Source organism: Pseudomonas sp. Pso3 (assembly GCF_055393275.1).
Window position 1 is genome coordinate 3,439,165 of sequence record NZ_AP043687.1, and the last position, 19,259, is coordinate 3,458,423.

Consider the following 19,259-nt stretch of genomic DNA (forward strand, 5'->3'; position numbering starts at 1 on the left):
CCGATTTGGGGGTAAGTCTTAGTGCCTTACCCGTGTTAACCGACCTGTTATGATGCGCGCCGTTTTTTCCGATCAGACCGGCGCGCACGAGGCATCCCATGCTGGAAAGACTCTTCCAACTCAAGGCCCACAACACCTCTGTCCGCACCGAACTGCTGGCTGGGGTGACCACCTTCCTGGCCATGGCCTACATCCTGTTCGTCAACCCGAGCATCCTCGGCGCGACCGGCATGGACAAGGGCGCGATCTTCGTCGCCACCTGCCTGGCCGCGGCCATCGGCTCGGCGCTCATGGGACTCATCGCCAACTACCCCATCGCCCTCGCCCCCGGCATGGGCCTCAACGCCTTCTTCACCTACACCGTGGTCCTGCACCTGGGCCATACCTGGCAGGTGGCCCTGGGCGCGGTGTTCCTCTCGGCGCTGATGTTCTTCCTGCTGTCGATCTTTCGCATCCGCGAATGGATCATCAACAGCATCCCGCTCCCGCTGCGCTCGGGTATCGCCGCCGGCATCGGCCTGTTCCTGGCGCTGATCGCCCTGCAGACCGCCGGCATCGTGGTGGGTAATCCGGCGACCCTGGTGGGCCTGGGCGACCTGTCCAAACCCGGTCCGCTGCTGGCCATCCTCGGCTTCTTCCTGATCGTCGTGCTCGAGGCGCGCAAGGTCACCGGCGCGGTGCTGATCGGCATCCTGGTGGTCACCGTGATCGCCATCGCCCTGGGCGTCAGCGCCTTCGGCGGCCTGGTCTCCATGCCGCCGTCGCTGGCACCGACCTTCCTGCAGCTGGACATCCGGGGGGCCCTGGACGTCGGCCTGATCAGCGTCATCTTCGCCTTCCTGTTCGTCGACCTGTTCGACAACTCCGGCACCCTGATCGGCGTGGCCAAGCGCGCCGGCCTGATGGGCAAGGACGGCCATCTGCCGAAGATGGGCCGCGCCCTGATCGCCGACAGCTCCGCCGCCATGTTCGGCTCGCTGCTGGGCACCTCCACCACCACCAGCTACATCGAATCGGCCGCGGGCGTTTCCGCGGGGGGTCGTACCGGCCTCACCGCCGTGGTGGTCGCGGTGCTGTTCCTGTTGGCGCTGTTCTTCGCTCCCCTGGCCGGTAGCGTGCCGGCCTTCGCCACCGCCCCGGCGCTGTTCTTCATCGCCGTGCTGATGACCTCGGGCCTGGCCGAGATCGAGTGGGACGACCTGACCACCGCCGCCCCGGTGCTGGTCACCGCCCTGGCCATGCCGCTGACCTATTCCATCGCCAACGGCATCGCCTTCGGCTTCATCACCTGGACGGTCATCAAGCTGCTGTCCGGCCGTACCCGCGAGCTGAATTCGGCGCTGATCGTGCTGTCGATCCTGTTCGTCATCAAGCTGGGCTGGTTCAACGCCTGACCCTCCACCCTCGGGGCCCTGGTCCCGAGGGTTTTCCCCGCCTTATCGTCTCTCCGGATCTACCATGTCCCAGCCTTCCTTCGCCCCCGCCGACTACCAGACCCAACTCGATGCCAAGGCCGGTCGCCTACGCGACCTGCTGGCGCCCTTCCAGGCGCCCGAGCCGGAGGTCTTCGCCTCGCCGCTGCAGCACTACCGGTTGCGCGCCGAATTCCGCCTGTGGCGGGAGAACGAAGAGCGCCACTACGCCATGTTCGCCCCGGGCGACAAGCACACCCCGATCCTCATCGAGGACTTCCCCATCGCCAGCCAGCGCATCAACGACCTGATGCCCCGGCTCAAGGCCGGCTGGCAGGCGGACGTGGCGCTGTCGTTCAAGCTGTTCCAGGTGGAATTCCTCACCACCCTGAGCGGCGATGCGCTGATCACCCTGGCCTACCACCGCCCGCTGGACGCCGCCTGGCAGGCCGCCGCCGAGCGCTTGGCCGCCGACCTCGGTGTCAGTCTGATCGGTCGCTCCCGCGGTCAGCGCCTGGTGATCGGGCGTGACCATGTGCTCGAAGAACTGGAGGTGGCCGGGAAGACCTATAGCTATCTGCAACCCGAGGGCGGCTTCACCCAGCCCAATGGCACCGTCAACCAGAAGATGCTGACCTGGGCCCATACCGCCCTGGGCGAGCGCGAGGACGATCTGCTGGAGCTCTATTGCGGCAACGGTAACTTCACCCTGCCGCTGGCCAGCCGGGTCCGCAAGGTACTGGCCACCGAGGTGAGCAAGACCTCGGTCAACGCCGCCCTGCACAACCTGGCCAGCAATGGCGTGGACAACGTCAGCCTGGTGCGCCTCTCCGCCGAGGAACTGACTCAGGCGCTCAACGAGGTCCGCCCCTTCCGCCGCCTGGCGGGCGTGGATCTCAAGAGCTACGACTTCGGCACCGTGTTCGTCGATCCGCCGCGCGCCGGCATGGATCCGGACACCTGCGAACTGACCCGCCGCTTCGAGCGCATCCTCTACATCTCCTGCAACCCGGAGACCCTGGCCGAGAACATCGCCCAGCTGCAGGACACCCACCGCATCACCCGCTGCGCCCTGTTCGACCAGTTTCCCTGGACGCACCACATGGAGAGTGGGGTGTTGCTGGAGCGGCGTTGAGCATCGAGCCAGCCCGCGTGGAAAAGGCTACGCCGTTTTCCACCCTACGCCGGGGCTGAGCGCCTCTCTCCCTTGTGAAGAGGGTTGGGGTGAGGGAAGCCAACAAGCCAAGCCACCCTTGTTGAGCTTCGCTGCGCTCAACCCAACCTACACGAGCCCGAGGTGGCGCCCCCTCTCCCTCCGGGAGAGGGCTGGGGTGAGGGAGGCCCTACTCGTGAAACTCCGCCACCGTCTCGCGTCGGCCATAGAGGAAGGCGTCGGCCACATGGCGTAGCGGCGCCACGTCCACGTCGGAGCGGTTCTGCGCCACCAGCTCGGCGAAGCGCGCATAGAGACCGGCGTATTCCCTGTCCGGGCCCTGGTGGCTCAGTTGGCCGTCCAGGTACAGCTCGCTGCCGCCCTTGCTCAGGGTCAGGCGACCCGCATCGGTGTCGACGTGGATGTCCCAGGTCTGGGGCCCGGTCTGCAGGAAGTCGAAGTCGGCGGCGATGGGCACCCCGGCGCTGTCGACGAAGGCCAGTTGCGCCGCCACCGGGGTCTGGCAGTTGCCGGGCACCTGCAGCGTCGCCTCCTTGAGAAAGAACGGCCGCGGCAGGATGGCGGTGACAATGGACAGGGCATTGATGCCCGGATCGAAGACGCCCATGCCGCCCGGTTCCCAGATCCAGGCCTGCCCCGGATGCCAGACGCGCACGTCTTCCTTCCACTCGATCCGCACCGCCTGGATGCGCTTGCCTTCCAGCCACGCGCGCGCCGGCTGCACGCCCTGGGCATGGCGGGAATGCCAGGTGGCGAACAGCGAAAGACCGGCCGCCTCGGCCTGGCGCGCCAGGGCGTCCACCTCGCTCAGGGTCGCCCCCGGCGGTTTCTCCAGCATCACGTGCTTGCCCGCCGCCAGGGCCTCGCGGGCCTGTTCGTAGCGCACCGCCGCGGGCGCGCAAAGCGACACGGCGTCGATCGCCGGACCGTCTTCGAGCAGGGCGCTCAGGCTGGGATAGTGGGCGACGCCGTCGAGCTGGGCATTGCGGCTGGCCACGGCGACCAGCTCGTAGTCGGGATTGGCGGCGAGCGCCGGCAGGTGCTGGTCACGGGCGATCTTGCCCAAACCGACGATGGCTATTCTTATCATGATCGTCCTCGGTAGACGGTAGGAAACCGCCGCCTAGGATCGGGCAATCATCACACCAAAGCAACAGCTTCACGGTCGGTCTGCAGGCTCTCGCGCAACTCCAGCCAGCTGCGCAGATTGGCCCCCTCGCGGCCCTTGCGCCACATCAGCCAGGTGGTGGCCCGGGCGAAGCGCGCCTGGATCGGATGCCGCTGCACCCGCTCGCGGCCGGGCAGGCTGTCGAGCATGGATTCCGGCATCAGCGCCACCCCGCCGGTGATCACGCAGGCCAGCATGCTGTGGTAGGACTCGATCTCCATCACCGGTCCGCTGGGCACCCCGGCGGCGGCGTACCAGGTGTCCAGGTAGCGACGATAGGAGCAGCCGGCGCGAAAACCGAACACTGGGCGCCCCGCCACGTCGGCGGGCGAACGCACCGGACCGAGTTCCAGCCCGGTGATCAGCACTAGGCGCTCCTCGAACCAGGGCTGGCCTTCCAGCGCCGCGTCGGGCGCCGGGCCGTCCACCAGGGCGGCGTCCAGGCGACCGGCCAGCAGGCCCTCGACCAGTTCGCCACTGGGGCCGCTGTGCACCTGCAGATTCACCTTGGGATACCGCTGGTGATAACGCGCCAGCAGCCCCGGCAGGTGGATGGCCGCGGTACTGAACATGGAGCCCAGCACGAAGGTACCGGCCGGCTCACCGCCCTGCACCGCGCTGCGCGCCTCGTCGGCCAGGGCGAACAGGCGATGGGCGTAGTCCAGCAGCCGATGGCCGGCGGCGGTCAGGTGCAGCCGCTGGCGTTCGCGCAGGAACAGCTCTACCCCCAGTTTGTCTTCCAGCTGGCGCAGGCGCGTGGAGAGATTGGATGGCACCCGGTTGAGCCGCTCGGCGGCCTTCACCAGGGAACCTTCCTCGGCCACCGCCTGGAAAATGCGTAGCTCTGCGAATTCCATGGATCACCACCTTTCTCTTTAGCTGAACATCTATTTCTCTATTATTCGTTTTTATTGATTAACTTCAAGGCCTAGGCTGTACCCATCCGCTCGCTACTGGAGTCTTGCGATGACCGCCACCACCCGCCTGCTGGCCTGCCTGCTCGCCCTGGCCACCGCCATGGGCATCGGCCGCTTCGCCCTCACCCCCGCCCTGCCCCACCTGATCGCCGAGGGCCAGATCGACCTCACCGGCGCCAGCCTGCTTGCCGCGGCCAACTACCTGGGCTATCTGCTGGGCGCCCTGGATGCGCTCTTCGCCCGCCGCACCCATGCGCGTCTGGTCGGCGGCCTCTGGCTCTGCGCCGGCCTGACCCTGGCGTCGCTGCTGGCCGATGGCTTGGCCGCCCAGGCGCTGCTGCGCTTCGGTACCGGCCTGGCCAGCGCCTGGGTACTGGTGATGGTGACCGGCCTCAGCCAGCCCCTGGCCGCCGAAGCCGGCCGGCCGCGCCTGGGCGCCCTGGTCTTTACCGGTCCCGGGGTGGGCATCCTCATCAGCGGGTTGATGGCCCTGGTCAGCAATCGCCTGGGCGGTGGCTCCAATCAGCTGTGGCTGAGCTACGGCCTGCTCGCCAGCGTGGCGACCCTGGCGCTGCTGCCCCTGCTGCCACGGCGCGGTCCGGCCACCCCGCTACCCACCGCCGCAGCGCCGGCCAAGCGTTCCCCGGCCTTCAACCGCCTGATCCTGGCCTATGGCCTGGTGGGCGTCGGCTACATCCTGCCGGCGACCTTTCTTTCGCAGATGGCCGCCAGCCGCTTCCACGGCCAGTGGCAGGCCGACCTCTTCTGGCCCGGCTACGGCCTGGCCGCGGCCCTGGGCGTGGTGCTGGTCAGCCTGAGACGCCCGGGCACCGACACCCGGCGCTGGCTGATCGCGACCCTTTGGCTACAGGCCGCGGGCGTACTGCTCTGCCTCCTGCCGGGCAGCCTGGCGCTGTTCCTCGGCGTGCTGCTCTGCGGCGGTCCCTTCCTCGCCTGCATGCAGTTGGTGATGCAATACGGTCGCGAGCTGGCACCGGCCACGCCGCAACGCAACGCCGGGGTGCTCACCGCCAGCTTCGCCAGCGGCCAGTTGCTCGGTCCGCTGCTCGGCGCGGCGAGCAGCCATTTCGCCGGCGACCTGCAACCAGCCCTGGTGATCGCCGCGCTGGGCCTGCTGTTCGCCGGTCTGCAACTGCGCCGCGCCCGGGCGTCGCTACAGCGCTGCATCGCCTGAATCGTTTCCGCTGCGGCCATTCGTCACAGAAGTAAAACTGGGTGGTTCCTTGTTTTGAAATGTTTCGCCGTTCCTGAGTACAGTGATCGCCGCGCCTCATAGAGGAGGCGCCTCAGGCGCTCGCCATCCACCCTACAAGGAATACAACACTCATGATGAAGGCCTCCGATCTGGTCGTTCGCTGCTTGGAGAACGAGGGTGTGGAATACATCTTCGGCATTCCCGGCGAAGAGAACCTGGACCTGCTGGAATCCCTGCGTCGCTCCTCGCAGATCAAGCTGATCCTGACTCGCCACGAGCAGTCCGCCGGCTTCATGGCCGCCACCTACGGCCGCTTCACCGGCAAGACCGGTGTCTGCCTTTCCACCCTCGGTCCAGGTGCCACCAACCTGGTCACCGCCGGCGCCTACGCCTACCTGGGCGGCATGCCGATGCTGATGCTGACCGGCCAGAAGCCGATCAAGAAATCCAAGCAGGGGCGTTTCCAGATTCTCGACGTGTGCCGCATGATGGCGCCGCTCACCAAGTACACCCATCAGTTCGCCTCCGCCGACAACATCCCGTCGCGCATCCGCGAGGCCTTCCGCCTCGCCGAGGAAGAAAAGCCCGGCTCCGTGCACCTGGAATTGCCGGAAGACATCGCCGACGAGCACACCGAGAGCCTGCCGGTCCCGCCGAGCCTGAGCCGTCGTCCGGTCGCCGAAGCCAAGGCCATCGCCGCCGCCGTCTCCAAGCTGGAAAACGCCCGCAGCCCGGTGCTGGTGCTGGGCGCCGGCACCAACCGCAAGATGACCGCGCGCGTCCTGCGTCAGCTGATCGAGAAGACCGGCATCCCCTTCGTCACCACCCAGCTCGGCAAGGGCGTGGTCGACGAGCGCCATCCGCGCTTCCTGGGCAACGCCGCCCTCTCCGCCGGTGACTTCGTGCACCGCGCGCTGGAGTCCGCCGACCTCATCGTCAACATCGGCCACGATGTGATCGAGAAGCCGCCGTTCTTCATGACCCGCGGCGGTACCGAGGTCATCCACATCAACTTCCGCTCCGCCGAAGTCGATCCGGTGTACTTCCCCCAGGTCGAGGTGGTCGGCGACATCGCCAACGCCATCTGGGAGATCAAGGAGCGCATCGAGGTCCAGCCCACCTGGGACTTCGACCGCCTCCTGACCATCCGCGAAGCCAACGAGGCCCATGTCGCCGAAGGCGCCACCGACGACCGCTTCCCGGTCTATCCCCAGCGCCTGGTGGCCGATCTGCGCCACGTGCTGCCGTCCGACGGCATCGTCGCCCTGGACAACGGCATCTACAAGATCTGGTTCGCCCGCAACTACAAGGCCTACATGCCCAACACGGTGCTGCTGGACAACGCCCTGGCCACCATGGGCGCCGGTCTGCCGTCGGCCATGGCCGCGCGCCTGGTGCACCCCAACACCCCCATCGTGGCGGTGTGCGGTGACGGCGGCTTCATGATGAATAGCCAGGAGCTGGAAACGGCGGTGCGCCTGAAGATGAACCTGGTGGTCATCATCCTGCGCGACGACGGCTACGGCATGATCCGCTGGAAGCAGGCGCAGATGGGCTTCGAGGACTTCGGCCTGGACTACGGCAACCCGGACTTCGTCCGCTACGCCGAAAGCTACGGCGCCCACGGCCATCGCGTGGAAAGCGCGGCGGCCTTCGCGCCGCTGGTGCAGCACTGCCTGGACACCCCCGGCGTCCACGTCATCGACTGCCCGGTGGACTACTCCGAGAACGACCGCATCCTGCACCAGGACATCAAGGAGCGCAGCGCGGCGGTCTGATCGCTTAGCCCCGGCGATCCCTACGACGCCCCGGCCTCCAGGTCGGGGCGTTTTTCATGGCGCCCGAAGCAGCCAGTTAGTCCTCTCCGCCATCCAAGCTGGCGCCATATCGTCAAACTAATAGGCAGAAAAAGCCTGAAAAAACAAACAAATACGATGTGGGACCACACAAGACCCTGCCGGCTATCCGGGTAATCACACAGCCTATCGTCCGGACTCGAATATCGCGGCGATTCGCGTTCTATTAAGCAACCCTTAAGCACCGCGGTGGATGAGTTCTCGCCGTCCTTGAGCCGTCCTGACGAGCGCCCTGCCCTCGCCGAGGTCGCGGATCGGGACCCGACGGCAGATGGCTCGGTACCCGCAAAGAGTCCTTGGGGTCAATCCGTGGTTACCCGCACAAGCTGCCAAGCGCCCCCTTCGCGCCGCCGGCTTCTGCCGGCCGGCTGACGAATCCACAGAGGCTGCCGTAACCGCGAAGCACGAGGCGCGAGGTCCCCGGACCCGCACCTTCCAACGCTCCGCTATCCAGGTAGTCCACATGCAGCAAGTTGGCTGGAATCCACTAAGCAATATAAGCGTCAGGGCCAAGCTGGGCCTTGGCTTCGCCCTGCTCATCGGCATGATCCTGCTGGTGGCCTACACCGGCTGGTCGGCCACCGATACCCTGCGCGATCGCAGCGAGCGCATGAACGATATCGCCGGCTACAGCACCCTGGCCCGCGATATGCGCATCGAGCGACTGGTGTATTTCACCAAGGCCGATGACGCCCAGGCGGCCAAGTGGCTCGCCGCCCTGGACAAGACAGAAGGCCAGTTGCAGGCCATCGTCCCGCACTTCAACTCCCCGGCGAACAAGGCCCTGCTCGACGAGGCCGGGGCCGCGCTCAAACGCTATCGCGACTTCTACAACCAGACGATCACCGCCACCCGCGAGCGGGAATCCATCCGCAAGATCGCCAGCAATGCGGCAGAGGCGGCCAATGCCCAGCTGCTGGCACTGGCCGAAGAGGCGAATGGCGAGACCGGCCGCCAGGCCGATCGCCAGCAGCTGGCGGCGCTGTTCATCGGTGTACAGCGGATGAGGGTCGATTTCCGCGGCTACGCCAGCTTACCCGGGAAGGACACTGAGCAGACGGCGCGCACCTCCGTCAATGCCACCCTCACCCAGGCCAAGGCGCTCGGCACCACGGCGTTGCCGACTGAGACCGTGCAAAAGCTGGTCGGTGAAATCACCGCCTACGGGCAGCGTCTCGACCAGCTGGTGGCGGCGCAGGCGCAGGTGGACCAGGCGCAGGGTGGCATCACCACCACCATCACCACCCTGCTCGGCATCGCCGACAAGCTCACCGCCATCCAGCAGGAATTCCGCGCGGCCGACGTGGCCGGCGCCCGTCAGCTGCTGTTGATCTGGCTGGCCGTCGCCATCGCCCTGGGCCTGACCTGTGCCTGGCTGATCACCCGCTCCATCGTCAAGCCCTTGCAGGACACCGTGACCCTGGCCAAGCAGGTTGCCAACGGTGACTTCACTCACCAGCAGCAGGTCACTCGCAAGGATGAACTGGGCGCCCTGCAGACCAGCATGCAAGGCATGACCGGCAACCTGCGGCGCCTGATCGGCGAGGTGCGCGACGGGGTGGTTCAGGTGGCCAGTGCCGCCGAGCAGCTGTCGGCGGTCACCGAGCAGACCAGTGCTGGCGTGCAATCGCAAAAGGTCGAGACCGACCAGATCGCCACCGCCATGCAGGAAATGACCGCCACCACCCACGAGGTGGCGCGCAACGCCGGGAATGCTGCCAAGTCCGCACTGGAAGCGAGTCGGCAGGCCCAGCAAGGGGAGCAGTCGGTGAGCAAGGCGGTCGACCAGATCGAGGTGCTGGCCCGGGAAATGGAATCGACCAAGGCCGCCATGGCCACCCTGCGCGGCCATGCCGATAGCATCGGCGGCGTGCTCGACGTGATCAAGGCGGTTTCCGAACAGACCAATCTGCTGGCGCTCAATGCCGCCATCGAAGCCGCTCGGGCCGGCGAGGCGGGCCGCGGCTTCGCCGTGGTCGCCGACGAGGTCCGCGGCCTGGCCCAGCGCACCCGCTCCTCGACGGACGAGATCGCCCAGCTCATCACCGGCCTGCACCAGAGCACCGACCGCATGGCGACGGTGCTCGACCACAACGTGCAGCTGACCGACAGCAGCGTCGGCCTGTCGCGCGAGGCGGGCGAGATGCTCAAGCGCATCACCCAGTCGGTCAAGGACATCGAATCGATGAACGAACAGATCGCCTGCGCCGCCGAGCAGCAGAGTTCGGCCGGCGAGGAGATCAGCCGCAATGTCACCAACGTCCGCGACATCTCCGACCAGACCGCGGCCGCCAGCGAGGAGACGGCTTCCTCGAGCATGGAGCTGGCCCGCATCGGCGTGCGCCTGCAGGAGATGACGGCGCGCTTCAAGGTGTAGGTCTGGCGCCGGGGGCTTCCCTCACCCCGACCCTCTCCCCCAGGGAGAGGGGGCGCCCCCGGTGTGGCCCACGCAGGGTGGAAAACGGCGCAGCCTCTTCCACACGGACGAGCCCGCTGCGATAGCGGCTTCGCTGCAAACCAGCCTGCAGATCCCTCTCCCCCAGGGAGAGGGGGTGTACCCGATATGGCCCGACGTAGGGTGGAAAACGGCGCAGCCTTTTCCACGCGAAAGAGCCCGCTGCGATAGCGGCTTCGCTGCAAACCAGCCTGCAGATCCCTCACCGCGTCCCTCTCCCATGGGGAGAGGAGGCGCACCCGGTGTGGCCCGCGTAGGGTGGAAAACGGCGCAGCCTTTTCCACGCGAAAGAGCCCGCTGCGATAGCGGCTTCGCTGCAAACCAGCCTGCAGATCCCTCACCGCGTCCCTCTCCCATGGGGAGAGGAGGCGCACCCGGTGTGGCCCGCGTAGGGTGGAAAACGGCGCAGCCTTTTCCACGCGAAAGAGCCCGCTGCGATAGCGGCTTCGCTGCAAACCAGCCTGCAGATCCCTTACCGCGCCCCCAGGGAGAGGGAGCGCACCCGCTATGCCCCAGCGCAGGGTGGAAAACGGCGCAGCCTTATCCACCCTCGGGTAGCAACTCCCCTACTCCAGGCTGGCCTCTTCCAGCAACCACCGCTCGAAAAGCGCCAGCGTCGGATCGACGGCCTCCGCGGGACGGGTCACCAGCACATAGCGCTCGCGCAGTTCGGGCATGACCGGCCAGGGCGCCTGGAGGCGGCCGGTGGCCAGGTCTTCCTCGATGTAGCGCTGGGGCACCAGAGCCATGCCGAAACCGGCCTTGGCGGCCTCGATCAGCAGCGAATAGCGATCATAGGTAGGGCCGGTCACCTGGGCACCTAAGGGCAGTCCGGTGAGCGCGGCATAACGACGCCAGCTGTGCGGACTCTCCCGCTTGTGCAACAACGGCAGACTGGCCGGCGGATGATCGGCCAGCCGCGGATGACAGACCGCGACCAGTTGCGCCTCGAACAGCCGTTGCACCCTCAGGCTCTGCCAGGCCGGATGCTCGTAGTTGATCGCGGCATGCAGGCCGCTGTCCTCCAGGGCGAAGGGCTGCGTCCGCTCGCGCAGGTTGACCTGGATCTCCGGATGGCGCTCGTGGAAACGCGCCAGGAGGGGGATCAGCCAGCGACCGGCCAGGGTCGGGATGACGCCGATCTCCAGCGTCGTGGCGCCGCGGGCCTGGGCGATCAGCTGCTGGGTATGGCGCTCGATGTCGGCGAGCGCCGTGCGTATATGGGCGGCATAGCCGGCACCGGCGGCGGAGAGCTCGACGCGATTGCCGATCCGATTGAACAGCCGGACACCCACCGCAGCCTCCAGCTTGGCGATCTGCCGGCTGATGGCGCCCTCACTCAGCGCCAGCTCCTGCGCGGCCCTGGCAAAGCTGAGATGGCGGGCAGCCGCTTCCAGGGCCACCAGCGCCGTGGTGCTGGGCAGGCGTCTAGTCATCGGCGGTCATCCTTGGCGGCGGGGCGGCACAGGATGACGCCTGGGCAAGCTGCCTTGCAAAAAAATCCGTAACGCTCGCCGGCCCGCGCCTCCTAGCATGAGCGGACCGCAAGACCAAGGAAGCGCGAGCCATGATGACGAGGACGTCCACCTTGAACAGGGTCGACCGGGTTCTGCTGGGCATGGGTCTGGTGATTCCTGTCTGGCTGACGATTGGTGTAGGACTGACCGCCCTGGCCTATCCCGGCTATAGCCATGTCGACCACGCCCTGAGTCGGTTGGGCGCCATCGATGCGCCTACCCAGGGCTTTTCCGCCTGGATCAACAACCTGCCGCTCGGCGTGCTCTTCGTGCTGGTGGCCCTGGGCCTGGCCCGGCGCTTTCGCGGTTCGCGCCTGGCCCGCCTGAGTGCGGCCCTGATCCTGCTGCATGGCCTGGCGAGCTTCGCCACCGGCGTCTTTCCCTGCGATCAGGGCTGCGCCCCGGTGCAGCCCTCGCGCTCGCAAACGCTGCACAACCTGGCGGGCCTGGTGATGTTCCTGTCGCTGACCCTGGCCAGCGCACTCTGGGGCTGGCTTGGCAGGCGCCTGCTGGCCTCGCCGGGCTTTGCCTGCTTGTCGATCCTCTGTACCGCGCTGGCGCTGGTCACCGCGGCCCTGATGGCGGGAGCGGTCACCGACGGCCAGGGCTTCGGCCTCTACCAGCGCCTCAACTACGCCACGGGCGTCTGCTGGCTCGCGGTCCTGGCCTGGCTGGCCCGGCACGAACGCGGGTAACCGGCGGCAAGCGGCACGGCGGACGCCTCAGGCCTGTACGGTCAGGGCGACCAGCCGCGCCACCAGCGGTCTGACCAGCAGCACGCAGACGAACGCCGCAGGCATCGCCACCTGGTAGGCGTTCATCACATTCCTGAAGTAATGGGCATCGAACCCGAACTCGGCCAGGGTGATCACCAGGCACATCAGCAAGGCCATGATGGTCGACATATAGAGGGCGAACACATAGGGCGTCACGCCCTTGGGCAGGCGTCGTCTGGCGGGAAGCGCTGGAGTCTGGGAATTCATCGGCTAGTCTCTGGTGGATGGGCGAGGCCAAGCTAACAAGCAGCGGAACCGGCCGGTAGCCGCCTCGTCGTTGGTTCACCTTCAACAGAAATCAACGAATACAGCGACAGGGATCTCGTGGACATCCTGGGTTTGATCAGTACCTACATCAAGGTCGTGGAAGCCGGCAGCATCGCCGGGGCTGCCCGTGGCCTGGGCCTGAGTGCGGCCGCGGTAAGCCAGAGCCTGGCCCGGCTGGAGGCGCATCTGGGTGTGCGCCTGCTGTCGCGGACCACGCGCCGCCTGGCCATGACGGAAAGCGGGGCCCGCTATTTCGACCAGGTCCGACATATCCCGCAGGAGGTCGAGAGTGCCGCCCAGTCGGCGACCCTGGCCAGCGAACCCCAGGGAGCGCTGCGAGTGGCGACCACCGCCGCCTTCGGCCGGCATCTGCTGGCGCCGCTGCTGCCGGCGTTCAAGCGCCGCTATCCGGGCATCGACATCGAACTGATCGGCTCCGACCGGCGCCTGGATCATCGCCTGGAACAGATAGACGTCAGCCTGAGGATCAAGGCGCAGCTCAGCGACCGCCTGGTCGCCCGACGCATCACGTCCCGGGCCTTTCTGTTCTGCGCGGCGCCCGCCTATCTGGCACACGCGGGCACACCGCGCACTCCGGAAGACCTGCAGCAGCACGCCTGCCTGCTGTTTCGCTATCCCACCGACGGGCGCTATCTACCCTGGCGATTCGAACGCGAAGGCAAGGTCTTCGAGGCAGCCACGCGTCCCGGTTTCGTCTGCGACGACATCGACATGCTGGCGCAGATCGCGGTGAACGGCGGCGGCATCGCGCGCCTGGCGGACTTCGTCGCCCTGCCGCTGATCGAGCGCGGGCAGCTGGTACCGCTGTTCGGCGCGGCTAGCCAGGGCGCCACGTCGGCCCAGTCGGAAGCCATGGATATCTATGCCTGCGTCGCCGAACGTTCGGCACTGACCGGCAAGGTGCGCGCCTTCATCGACTTTCTCGAAGAGGCATTGCAGACCCGCGACGGGACGGTGCCCGCTCACTGAACAGGCCTGCGTCGGCAGCGCTGCGGTCAGTGCCCCCCGCCGTCGGTGATGAAGTAGGTAGCCCGGTCCAGGCCGCGTGGCAACTGCTCAGGGGTTCGGTTGATCAGGCCGATGTCCTTGGCGGCATCGTAGCCCAGGCGCCGTCTGTTGCTCTCGGAGGACAGCAGGGTGGTGAGCTCCTCCGGGGCCAGCTTGAGGCAGCCCTTGTAGATCTCGCGGAATTTGAGGTTCTCACGCTCGACATCTTCGAACGCCTGCTTGGCCTGGTCAGGCTTCATGTACCCATTCACGGCGATGGACGTCGCGGCCGGATGCAGGAGAAAGGTGGACAACGGCGCGGCATAGCGATCCTCGGTCGCGCAGTAGATCAGCGTGGCGGAAGAGTCCGTCGCGGCGGCATTGATGGTGTTTAGATGCAGCGGATAGTGACGGATGAATTCGTAGGCCACATAGCCCGCCTCCATGTCGCCACCATGGCTGTTGAGATAGAGATTGACGTTCTTGACGGCGGGGTATTTGAAAGCGATGTCGCTGAGGGCGGCCAGCAGGGAGCTGACCGCTCGATCGCTGATGCCGCTGTTGAAGTACACCGAGGCGGTGTCGACAGGGCCGCACCGCCCTCCCCGCGGATGACGGTCATGTCGGCCGCAGCCTCCGTCAGCCAGCTCGCGACCAGCAGCGCCAGGACGACCCTGGACAGCCGTGGCGCACGCGTCGAACGTCTCATCCCTGCTCGCTCCCTTCTCGGCATCAGGCCTGAAAAGGTAGATAGCGCGGCTTAAGGTCGGCTTAACCCATCGGGGTGCGCAGGTTCGCGCTGGCCTCAGTCCTTTTTCAGCAGCCCGGCCAGTCCGGCGAAGGGATTGTGGGTGGCCTGGGCCACCTTGGGCGAGCTCAGGGAGCTGTCGCTGAAGTACTGCTGATCGGTGTAGCGACTGTGCTCGTTGTCGTGGCAGTACAGGCACAGCAATTCCCAGTTGGAGCCATCCTGGGGATTGTTGTCGTGGTTGTGGTCACGGTGGTGCACGGTCAGCTCGCTCAGGCGCTTGCCGGAGAATTCGCGGGCACAGCGACCGCAGACGTGGGGATACATCTTCAGCGCCTTGTCGCGGTAACCGCGTTCGCGCTCGCGCTGGGTCTCGGCGAGGATTCGATCCAGCTTCGAGGTATCGGTGGCCATGCTGCGTCCTGAGGGGTCGTGTCGGGAGGCTCAGTATAGCCCGCGCCTGGCCCCGCGGGTGATCAGGCACGAGTCCACTCAGGGCTTCGGCTGGGCGCCTCCCTCCTCCCCCTCGAATTCGGCGAAGTACTGCTCCGCCATGGCCCGCAACGAGCGGCCGATGTTGGCGTACTCGTATTCGTTGAGGTTGGCGAGAGAGACCCGGGCAGCCGGTTGCTGGGTGCCGAAGCCCTTGCCGGGGAGGAGCACGATGCCGGTCTCCCTGGCGATGCGGAACAGCAGGTCGCCACTGCTGAATTTGGCCTTCACCCAGGTGGCGAAGGCGTCGCCATGGAGCTTGCGAGCCAGGTCTTCCAGATCCAGCAGGGTGTAATAGTCGACGGCGTTGGGATCGTTCTCCGGGGCGACGCCCAGTTCGCGATAGAGGGCGGCTTCACGGCGCCGCACCAGCTTTTTCAGCTCGGTCTTGTAGCCGTCGCTTTCGTCCATCAGGGCGAACAGCGCGAACAGCACCATCTGCACCTGCTGCGGCGTGGAGAGCCCGGCCGTGTGGTTGAGCGCCACGGTGCGGCTGTCGGCGACGAGCCGATCGAGGAATTTGAGGCCGCGCACGTCCGGCAGCAGGCTGCCGTAGCGGCGGTCCAGGGAGGCCTTGGTCGCCTCGGGCAGTTCGGCCAGGGCCTGGTCGAAGATGCTGTCCTTGTGCGCGCCTATCACCCCCAGGCGCCAGCCGGTGGCACCGAAGTACTTGGAGAAGGAATACACCAGCAGGGTGTTGCGCGGGCAGGTGGCGAACAGCGAACGGAAGTCGTCGGCGAAGGTGCCGTAGACATCGTCGGTGAGGATGAAGAGGTCCGGACGCGCCTCGGCGACGAGGCGGGCGACGGTGGCCAGGCTGCGGTCGTCCATCTTCACCGAGGCCGGATTGCTGGGGTTGATGCAGAAGAAGATCTTGATCGTCGGATCGCGTAGCTTGTCGAGCTCGCTGTCCGGATACTGCCAGTTCGCCTGGGGATCGGCGTGGATGTGCACCTGCTCCAGCCCGAATTCTTCCAGCTCCGGGATCTCGATGTAGGGGGTGAAGGCCGGCATGCCGATGGCCACCTTGTCGCCCCACTTGACCAGGCCGTTCTGCTGCAGCGAATGGAAGATGTAGGTCATGGCGGCCGTGCCGCCCTCCACGGCGAAGAGATCGACCGAGCCGGCGGGCATGTAGCCGCCGATCATCTCCTTGACGATGTAGTGGCTGACCACCTGCTCGGAGATCTTGAGCATGCGCGGCGGCACCGGATAGTTGGCGCCGAGGATGCCCTCCACCATCTCGTGGAGAAAGGCCGAGGCCGACAGGCCCAGCTGGTCGCGCACATAGCTCAGGCTCTTGGCCAGGAACAGCACGCCGGGCTGGTCGCGGTGTTCGGCGGTATAGCGCTCGAAGCGCGCCTCGATGCCATCGATCTGCGGCAGGCCGCCGACCCCGTGAGGCATGTAGGAATAGGACAGTTCCGCCTCGCTGGTGGCGAACAGGCCGAGGCGAAAGAAGGCCCGCCGCGGCAGGGTGGCCAGGAAGTTGGGATTGCCGCGACCGGCGTTGAGCATCAGGCGGTTCTCGCTGCCCGAGGCGAGCTTGATCAGTTCGTCCTTGAGTTCGAACGGACTCAGTTTGGCGTACTGGGCGTAATCGTCTTGAACTTCGCTCATGACTTGTTTCCTTCGATTAGGCGAAGGCCACGACCAGTGGCCCGAGCAGGGTGAGAAACACGTTGGCCAGGGCGTAGGTGACCGCGAAGGGCACCGTGGGGATCGAGTTGCCGGCCTTGTCCAGCACCTCGCCGAAGGCGGGGTTGGCGCTGCGCGCTCCGGCGACGGCCCCGGCGAACAGCGCCAGGTTGCGGTAGCGCAGCACATAGCGACCGACCAGGATGGTGATGACGATGGGCACCACGCAGACCACCACCCCGATGAGGAAGATGGAGAGGCCCTGGGTGGCGATGGTCTCCACCGCCTGGCGCCCGGACTGTAGTCCCACCACCGCCACGAAGCCGGCCAGGCCAAGGTCGCGCAACAGGGTCGAGGCCGGCAACGGCAGGTTGCCGCGGGCCAGGTGGCGACTGCGATACCAGCCAAAGACCAGGCCGGCGATCAGCGCCCCGCCGCCGCTGCCCAGGGTCAGGGGGATGGCGCCCAGGCGGATCACGACCAGGCCGATGAGCAGCCCGACGGCCAGACCGAAGCCATGGAAGACGAAGTCGGTCTTGTCGCTGGGGACGATGATGGAGCCGACCTGCTGGGCGACTCTCTGGATGTCGTCCGGGGTGCCATAGAGGGTGACCAGGTCGCCTGCCTCGATGACGGTATCGGGCTCCAGCGCCAGGGGCCGCCCGGCGCGTTTCACGCCAACCACGTAGACGCCGTGGCGCAGGGCCTGGCTGGCGGCCTGGCGGATCTCGGCCACGCGGCGACCGACGAAGGTCGGGTTGTCGAGGCTGACGTCGCGCTGCACCACCACCACGTCCATGTCGGGCGAGGACTGCAACTCGGCGCCCAGGCGCCCGGCGATGGCCACCACCCCGGCGCGCCGCCCCACCACCAGCACCACGTCGCCGGCTTCCAGCACCGTCGTCGGGGTCACCCCGACCAGGGCGCCGCCGCGCTTGATGCGCTCGATGGTGAGGGCCGCCTGGGGATCGCCCTGGTCGCTGACCTCCAGTTGTGCCACGGTCTGGCCGGCTGCCTGGTCGATGCGATAGAGCCGTCCCACCAGCGACGGGATGGCGGGCAATTCCCCCGGGCCATAGACCTTGGCCCCGGCCAGCAACTCGGCCTCGGCCTGGGTCGCATCGTCGCGGATGCTGCGCCGCATGAACCAGGGCAGCACATTGACGCAGAGGATGATGGCGCCAAAGGAGCCGAAGATGTAGGTCACCGCATAGCCCACGGCGACGTTGCCCTGCAGTGCCTGGATCTGCTCCAGCGGCAAGTCGAGCTTGGCGATGGCGGCGCTGGCGGTGCCGATGATGGCGGACTGGGTCATGGAGCCGGCGGCGATCCCCGCGGCGATGCCCTTGTCGAGGCCGAACAGCCGGGCGCAGGCGATGACGGTCAGCAGGCCGCTGAGCGCCATCACCGCGGCCAGGACGATCTCGCGCAACGATTGCCGACCCAGGGAGCGAAAGAACTGCGGTCCGCTCTCGAAGCCTACGGCGTAGATGAACAGCGCGAAGAGCACCGACTTGATGCCGTTGTCGATGCTGATGCCGATCTGGCTGATGACCACCGCCACCAGCAGCGAGCCGGCAACCCCACCCAGCTGGAACTTGCCGAACGGGATGCTGCCGACCCAGTAACCGATGGCCAGGGACAGGAACAGGGCCAGTTCTGGTGCCTGATTCAAGATCTGCCGCAGGTATTCCATGGGAGCCGCCTTCGACCAGGGATTCGAGAGCGGAACGAAGTGAAGGGGGGCCGGGCTGGCCTTCGAACGGCCCGGCGAGCCACGGCTCCACCTGCTACGCCGCCTTGCCCTGCAGGAAACTCCTGACAGCGAGGGCGCCCCGCTGACTATAGTCTTGTCATATGAAGACCTATGTCTGCGGGACCCAAAGAACCTAAGCACAGCATTCTAGAGCTGTCAAAAGCGCAGCCACCGCGAATCGGCGCCGCGAAGACAGACTTCGCGGGCGTGAAATCCGCTCCTCATGGCGGGGCTCGGCAGGCCACCGGCAGCCCGCCGACACTGGCCTGGCAGGAAGGTCGAGCGCGCCAGCGCCTGGCGTTCTCCGGATGGAACTCACCTGGCACCTGTGCCCGCCACTCATCGGGTACTTCGGCGCGGTTGGTCCGGGTTTCGGCTGATCCTTTCGCCCTCGCCCTCGGCCGCTGCCCTTGGCCGCGTCACCGGCTAGAGCTTCATGCCCACCGCGAGCCGGTTGAAGGCGTTCATCAGCGCCACGGCAAAGGTCAGGTCGGCGATTTCCGCGTCGCTGAACTGCGCCTTGAGCGGTTCGTAAGCCACATCGGGCGCGCCCTTCTCGGCGACGGCGGTCAGGGTCTCGGCCCATTCCAGGGCCGCGCGCTCGCGGGCGTCGAACAGCTCGCTGATGCGCCAGCCGGCCAGGCGATCCAGCTTGGCCTGGCTGACGCCCTGCCCACGCAGGGTCTCGGCGTGCTTGCCCAGGCAGAAGGCGCAGCCGTTGATCTGGGAGATGCGCAGGTAGATCAGCTCCACCAGCTTTAGGCCGAGGGCGCTCTGCGCCAGGGCCTGGCCTGTGGCGATCAGACCCTGATAGGCGGCGGGCGAGAGGGTGGAAAACGGCAGTCGTAGTTGGCTCATG

General features: G+C 66.8%; 16 protein-coding genes and 1 pseudogene. 8 read left to right on the plus strand and 9 right to left on the minus strand.

Annotated features, from left to right (window positions below; genetic code table 11):
- Positions 1-98: 98 nt before the first annotated feature.
- Together ACZ5R1_RS16290 and trmA are read left to right on the plus strand one after the other, a co-directional pair.
- Positions 99-1,394, plus strand: a complete 1,296-nt coding sequence (locus tag ACZ5R1_RS16290) for an NCS2 family permease (protein ID WP_027602630.1) — start codon at positions 99-101, stop codon at positions 1,392-1,394.
- Positions 1,395-1,458: 64 nt separating this feature from the next.
- Positions 1,459-2,547 (plus strand): tRNA (uridine(54)-C5)-methyltransferase TrmA, encoded by a 1,089-nt coding sequence (gene trmA / locus ACZ5R1_RS16295; RefSeq protein ID WP_027602629.1) that lies wholly within the window; start codon positions 1,459-1,461, stop codon positions 2,545-2,547.
- 208 nt (positions 2,548-2,755) lie between these two features.
- Here trmA and ACZ5R1_RS16300 read toward each other — a convergent pair whose 3' ends face one another.
- Positions 2,756-3,676 (minus strand): Gfo/Idh/MocA family protein, encoded by a 921-nt coding sequence (locus ACZ5R1_RS16300; RefSeq protein WP_284671055.1) that lies wholly within the window; start codon positions 3,674-3,676, stop codon positions 2,756-2,758.
- 50 nt (positions 3,677-3,726) lie between these two features.
- Positions 3,727-4,611, minus strand: a complete 885-nt coding sequence (gene ptrR, locus ACZ5R1_RS16305) for a putrescine utilization regulator PtrR (protein WP_144946786.1) — start codon at positions 4,609-4,611, stop codon at positions 3,727-3,729.
- A 109-nt stretch (positions 4,612-4,720) separates the two neighbouring features.
- On the opposite strand from ptrR, the gene ACZ5R1_RS16310 reads away from it, so the two are divergent.
- From ACZ5R1_RS16310 to ACZ5R1_RS16325, 4 genes and pseudogenes are all read left to right on the plus strand, one after another.
- Complete coding sequence (locus tag ACZ5R1_RS16310; protein WP_144960179.1) at positions 4,721-5,866, plus strand: YbfB/YjiJ family MFS transporter; 1,146 nt, start codon at positions 4,721-4,723, stop codon at positions 5,864-5,866.
- Positions 5,867-6,018: 152 nt separating this feature from the next.
- Positions 6,019-7,665: an acetolactate synthase large subunit gene (locus ACZ5R1_RS16315; protein ID WP_027597019.1), complete on the plus strand. Its 1,647-nt coding sequence runs from the start codon at positions 6,019-6,021 to the stop codon at positions 7,663-7,665.
- 688 nt (positions 7,666-8,353) lie between these two features.
- Positions 8,354-9,214: pseudogene (locus tag ACZ5R1_RS16320) on the plus strand (methyl-accepting chemotaxis protein); the annotation flags it as partial.
- A gap of 201 nt (positions 9,215-9,415) precedes the next feature.
- Complete coding sequence (locus tag ACZ5R1_RS16325; RefSeq protein ID WP_426945175.1) at positions 9,416-10,120, plus strand: methyl-accepting chemotaxis protein; 705 nt, start codon at positions 9,416-9,418, stop codon at positions 10,118-10,120.
- 644 nt (positions 10,121-10,764) lie between these two features.
- Here the strand turns inward: ACZ5R1_RS16325 and ACZ5R1_RS16330 are convergent.
- Positions 10,765-11,634, minus strand: coding sequence for a LysR substrate-binding domain-containing protein (locus ACZ5R1_RS16330; RefSeq protein ID WP_044341531.1), 870 nt, complete (start codon positions 11,632-11,634; stop codon positions 10,765-10,767).
- Positions 11,635-11,786: 152 nt separating this feature from the next.
- Here ACZ5R1_RS16330 and ACZ5R1_RS16335 point away from each other — a divergent pair, with 152 nt between their 5' ends.
- Complete coding sequence (locus tag ACZ5R1_RS16335; RefSeq protein WP_156045020.1) at positions 11,787-12,410, plus strand: DUF998 domain-containing protein; 624 nt, start codon at positions 11,787-11,789, stop codon at positions 12,408-12,410.
- Between the two features lie 27 nt (positions 12,411-12,437).
- Here the strand turns inward: ACZ5R1_RS16335 and ACZ5R1_RS16340 are convergent, their stop codons facing one another.
- On the minus strand, positions 12,438-12,698 hold the full coding sequence (locus ACZ5R1_RS16340; RefSeq protein ID WP_042135969.1) for a DUF2798 domain-containing protein: 261 nt from the start codon (positions 12,696-12,698) through the stop codon (positions 12,438-12,440).
- A 117-nt stretch (positions 12,699-12,815) separates the two neighbouring features.
- Between ACZ5R1_RS16340 and ACZ5R1_RS16345 the strand changes: the two genes are divergently transcribed.
- Positions 12,816-13,748: a LysR family transcriptional regulator gene (locus ACZ5R1_RS16345; RefSeq protein WP_464712555.1), complete on the plus strand. Its 933-nt coding sequence runs from the start codon at positions 12,816-12,818 to the stop codon at positions 13,746-13,748.
- Between the two features lie 26 nt (positions 13,749-13,774).
- Here the strand turns inward: ACZ5R1_RS16345 and ACZ5R1_RS16350 are convergent, their stop codons facing one another.
- The 5 genes from ACZ5R1_RS16350 to ACZ5R1_RS16370 form a co-directional block, all read right to left on the minus strand.
- A complete protein-coding gene (locus ACZ5R1_RS16350) occupies positions 13,775-14,338 on the minus strand; it encodes an ATP-dependent Clp protease proteolytic subunit (RefSeq protein ID WP_464712556.1) in 564 nt (187 codons plus the stop codon).
- Between the two features lie 233 nt (positions 14,339-14,571).
- Positions 14,572-14,928 carry a YajD family HNH nuclease gene (locus ACZ5R1_RS16355; RefSeq protein ID WP_007159345.1) on the minus strand — a complete coding sequence of 119 codons (357 nt, stop codon included), beginning with the start codon at positions 14,926-14,928 and terminating at the stop codon, positions 14,572-14,574.
- A 78-nt stretch (positions 14,929-15,006) separates the two neighbouring features.
- Positions 15,007-16,626 (minus strand): bifunctional aspartate transaminase/aspartate 4-decarboxylase, encoded by a 1,620-nt coding sequence (locus ACZ5R1_RS16360; RefSeq protein WP_464712557.1) that lies wholly within the window; start codon positions 16,624-16,626, stop codon positions 15,007-15,009.
- Positions 16,627-16,642: 16 nt separating this feature from the next.
- Positions 16,643-18,340, minus strand: a complete 1,698-nt coding sequence (gene aspT, locus ACZ5R1_RS16365) for an aspartate-alanine antiporter (protein WP_464712558.1) — start codon at positions 18,338-18,340, stop codon at positions 16,643-16,645.
- A gap of 486 nt (positions 18,341-18,826) precedes the next feature.
- Entirely contained in the window at positions 18,827-19,258 is a 432-nt protein-coding gene (locus tag ACZ5R1_RS16370) for a carboxymuconolactone decarboxylase family protein (protein ID WP_108581313.1), read from the minus strand.
- Position 19,259: the final 1 nt, after the last annotated feature.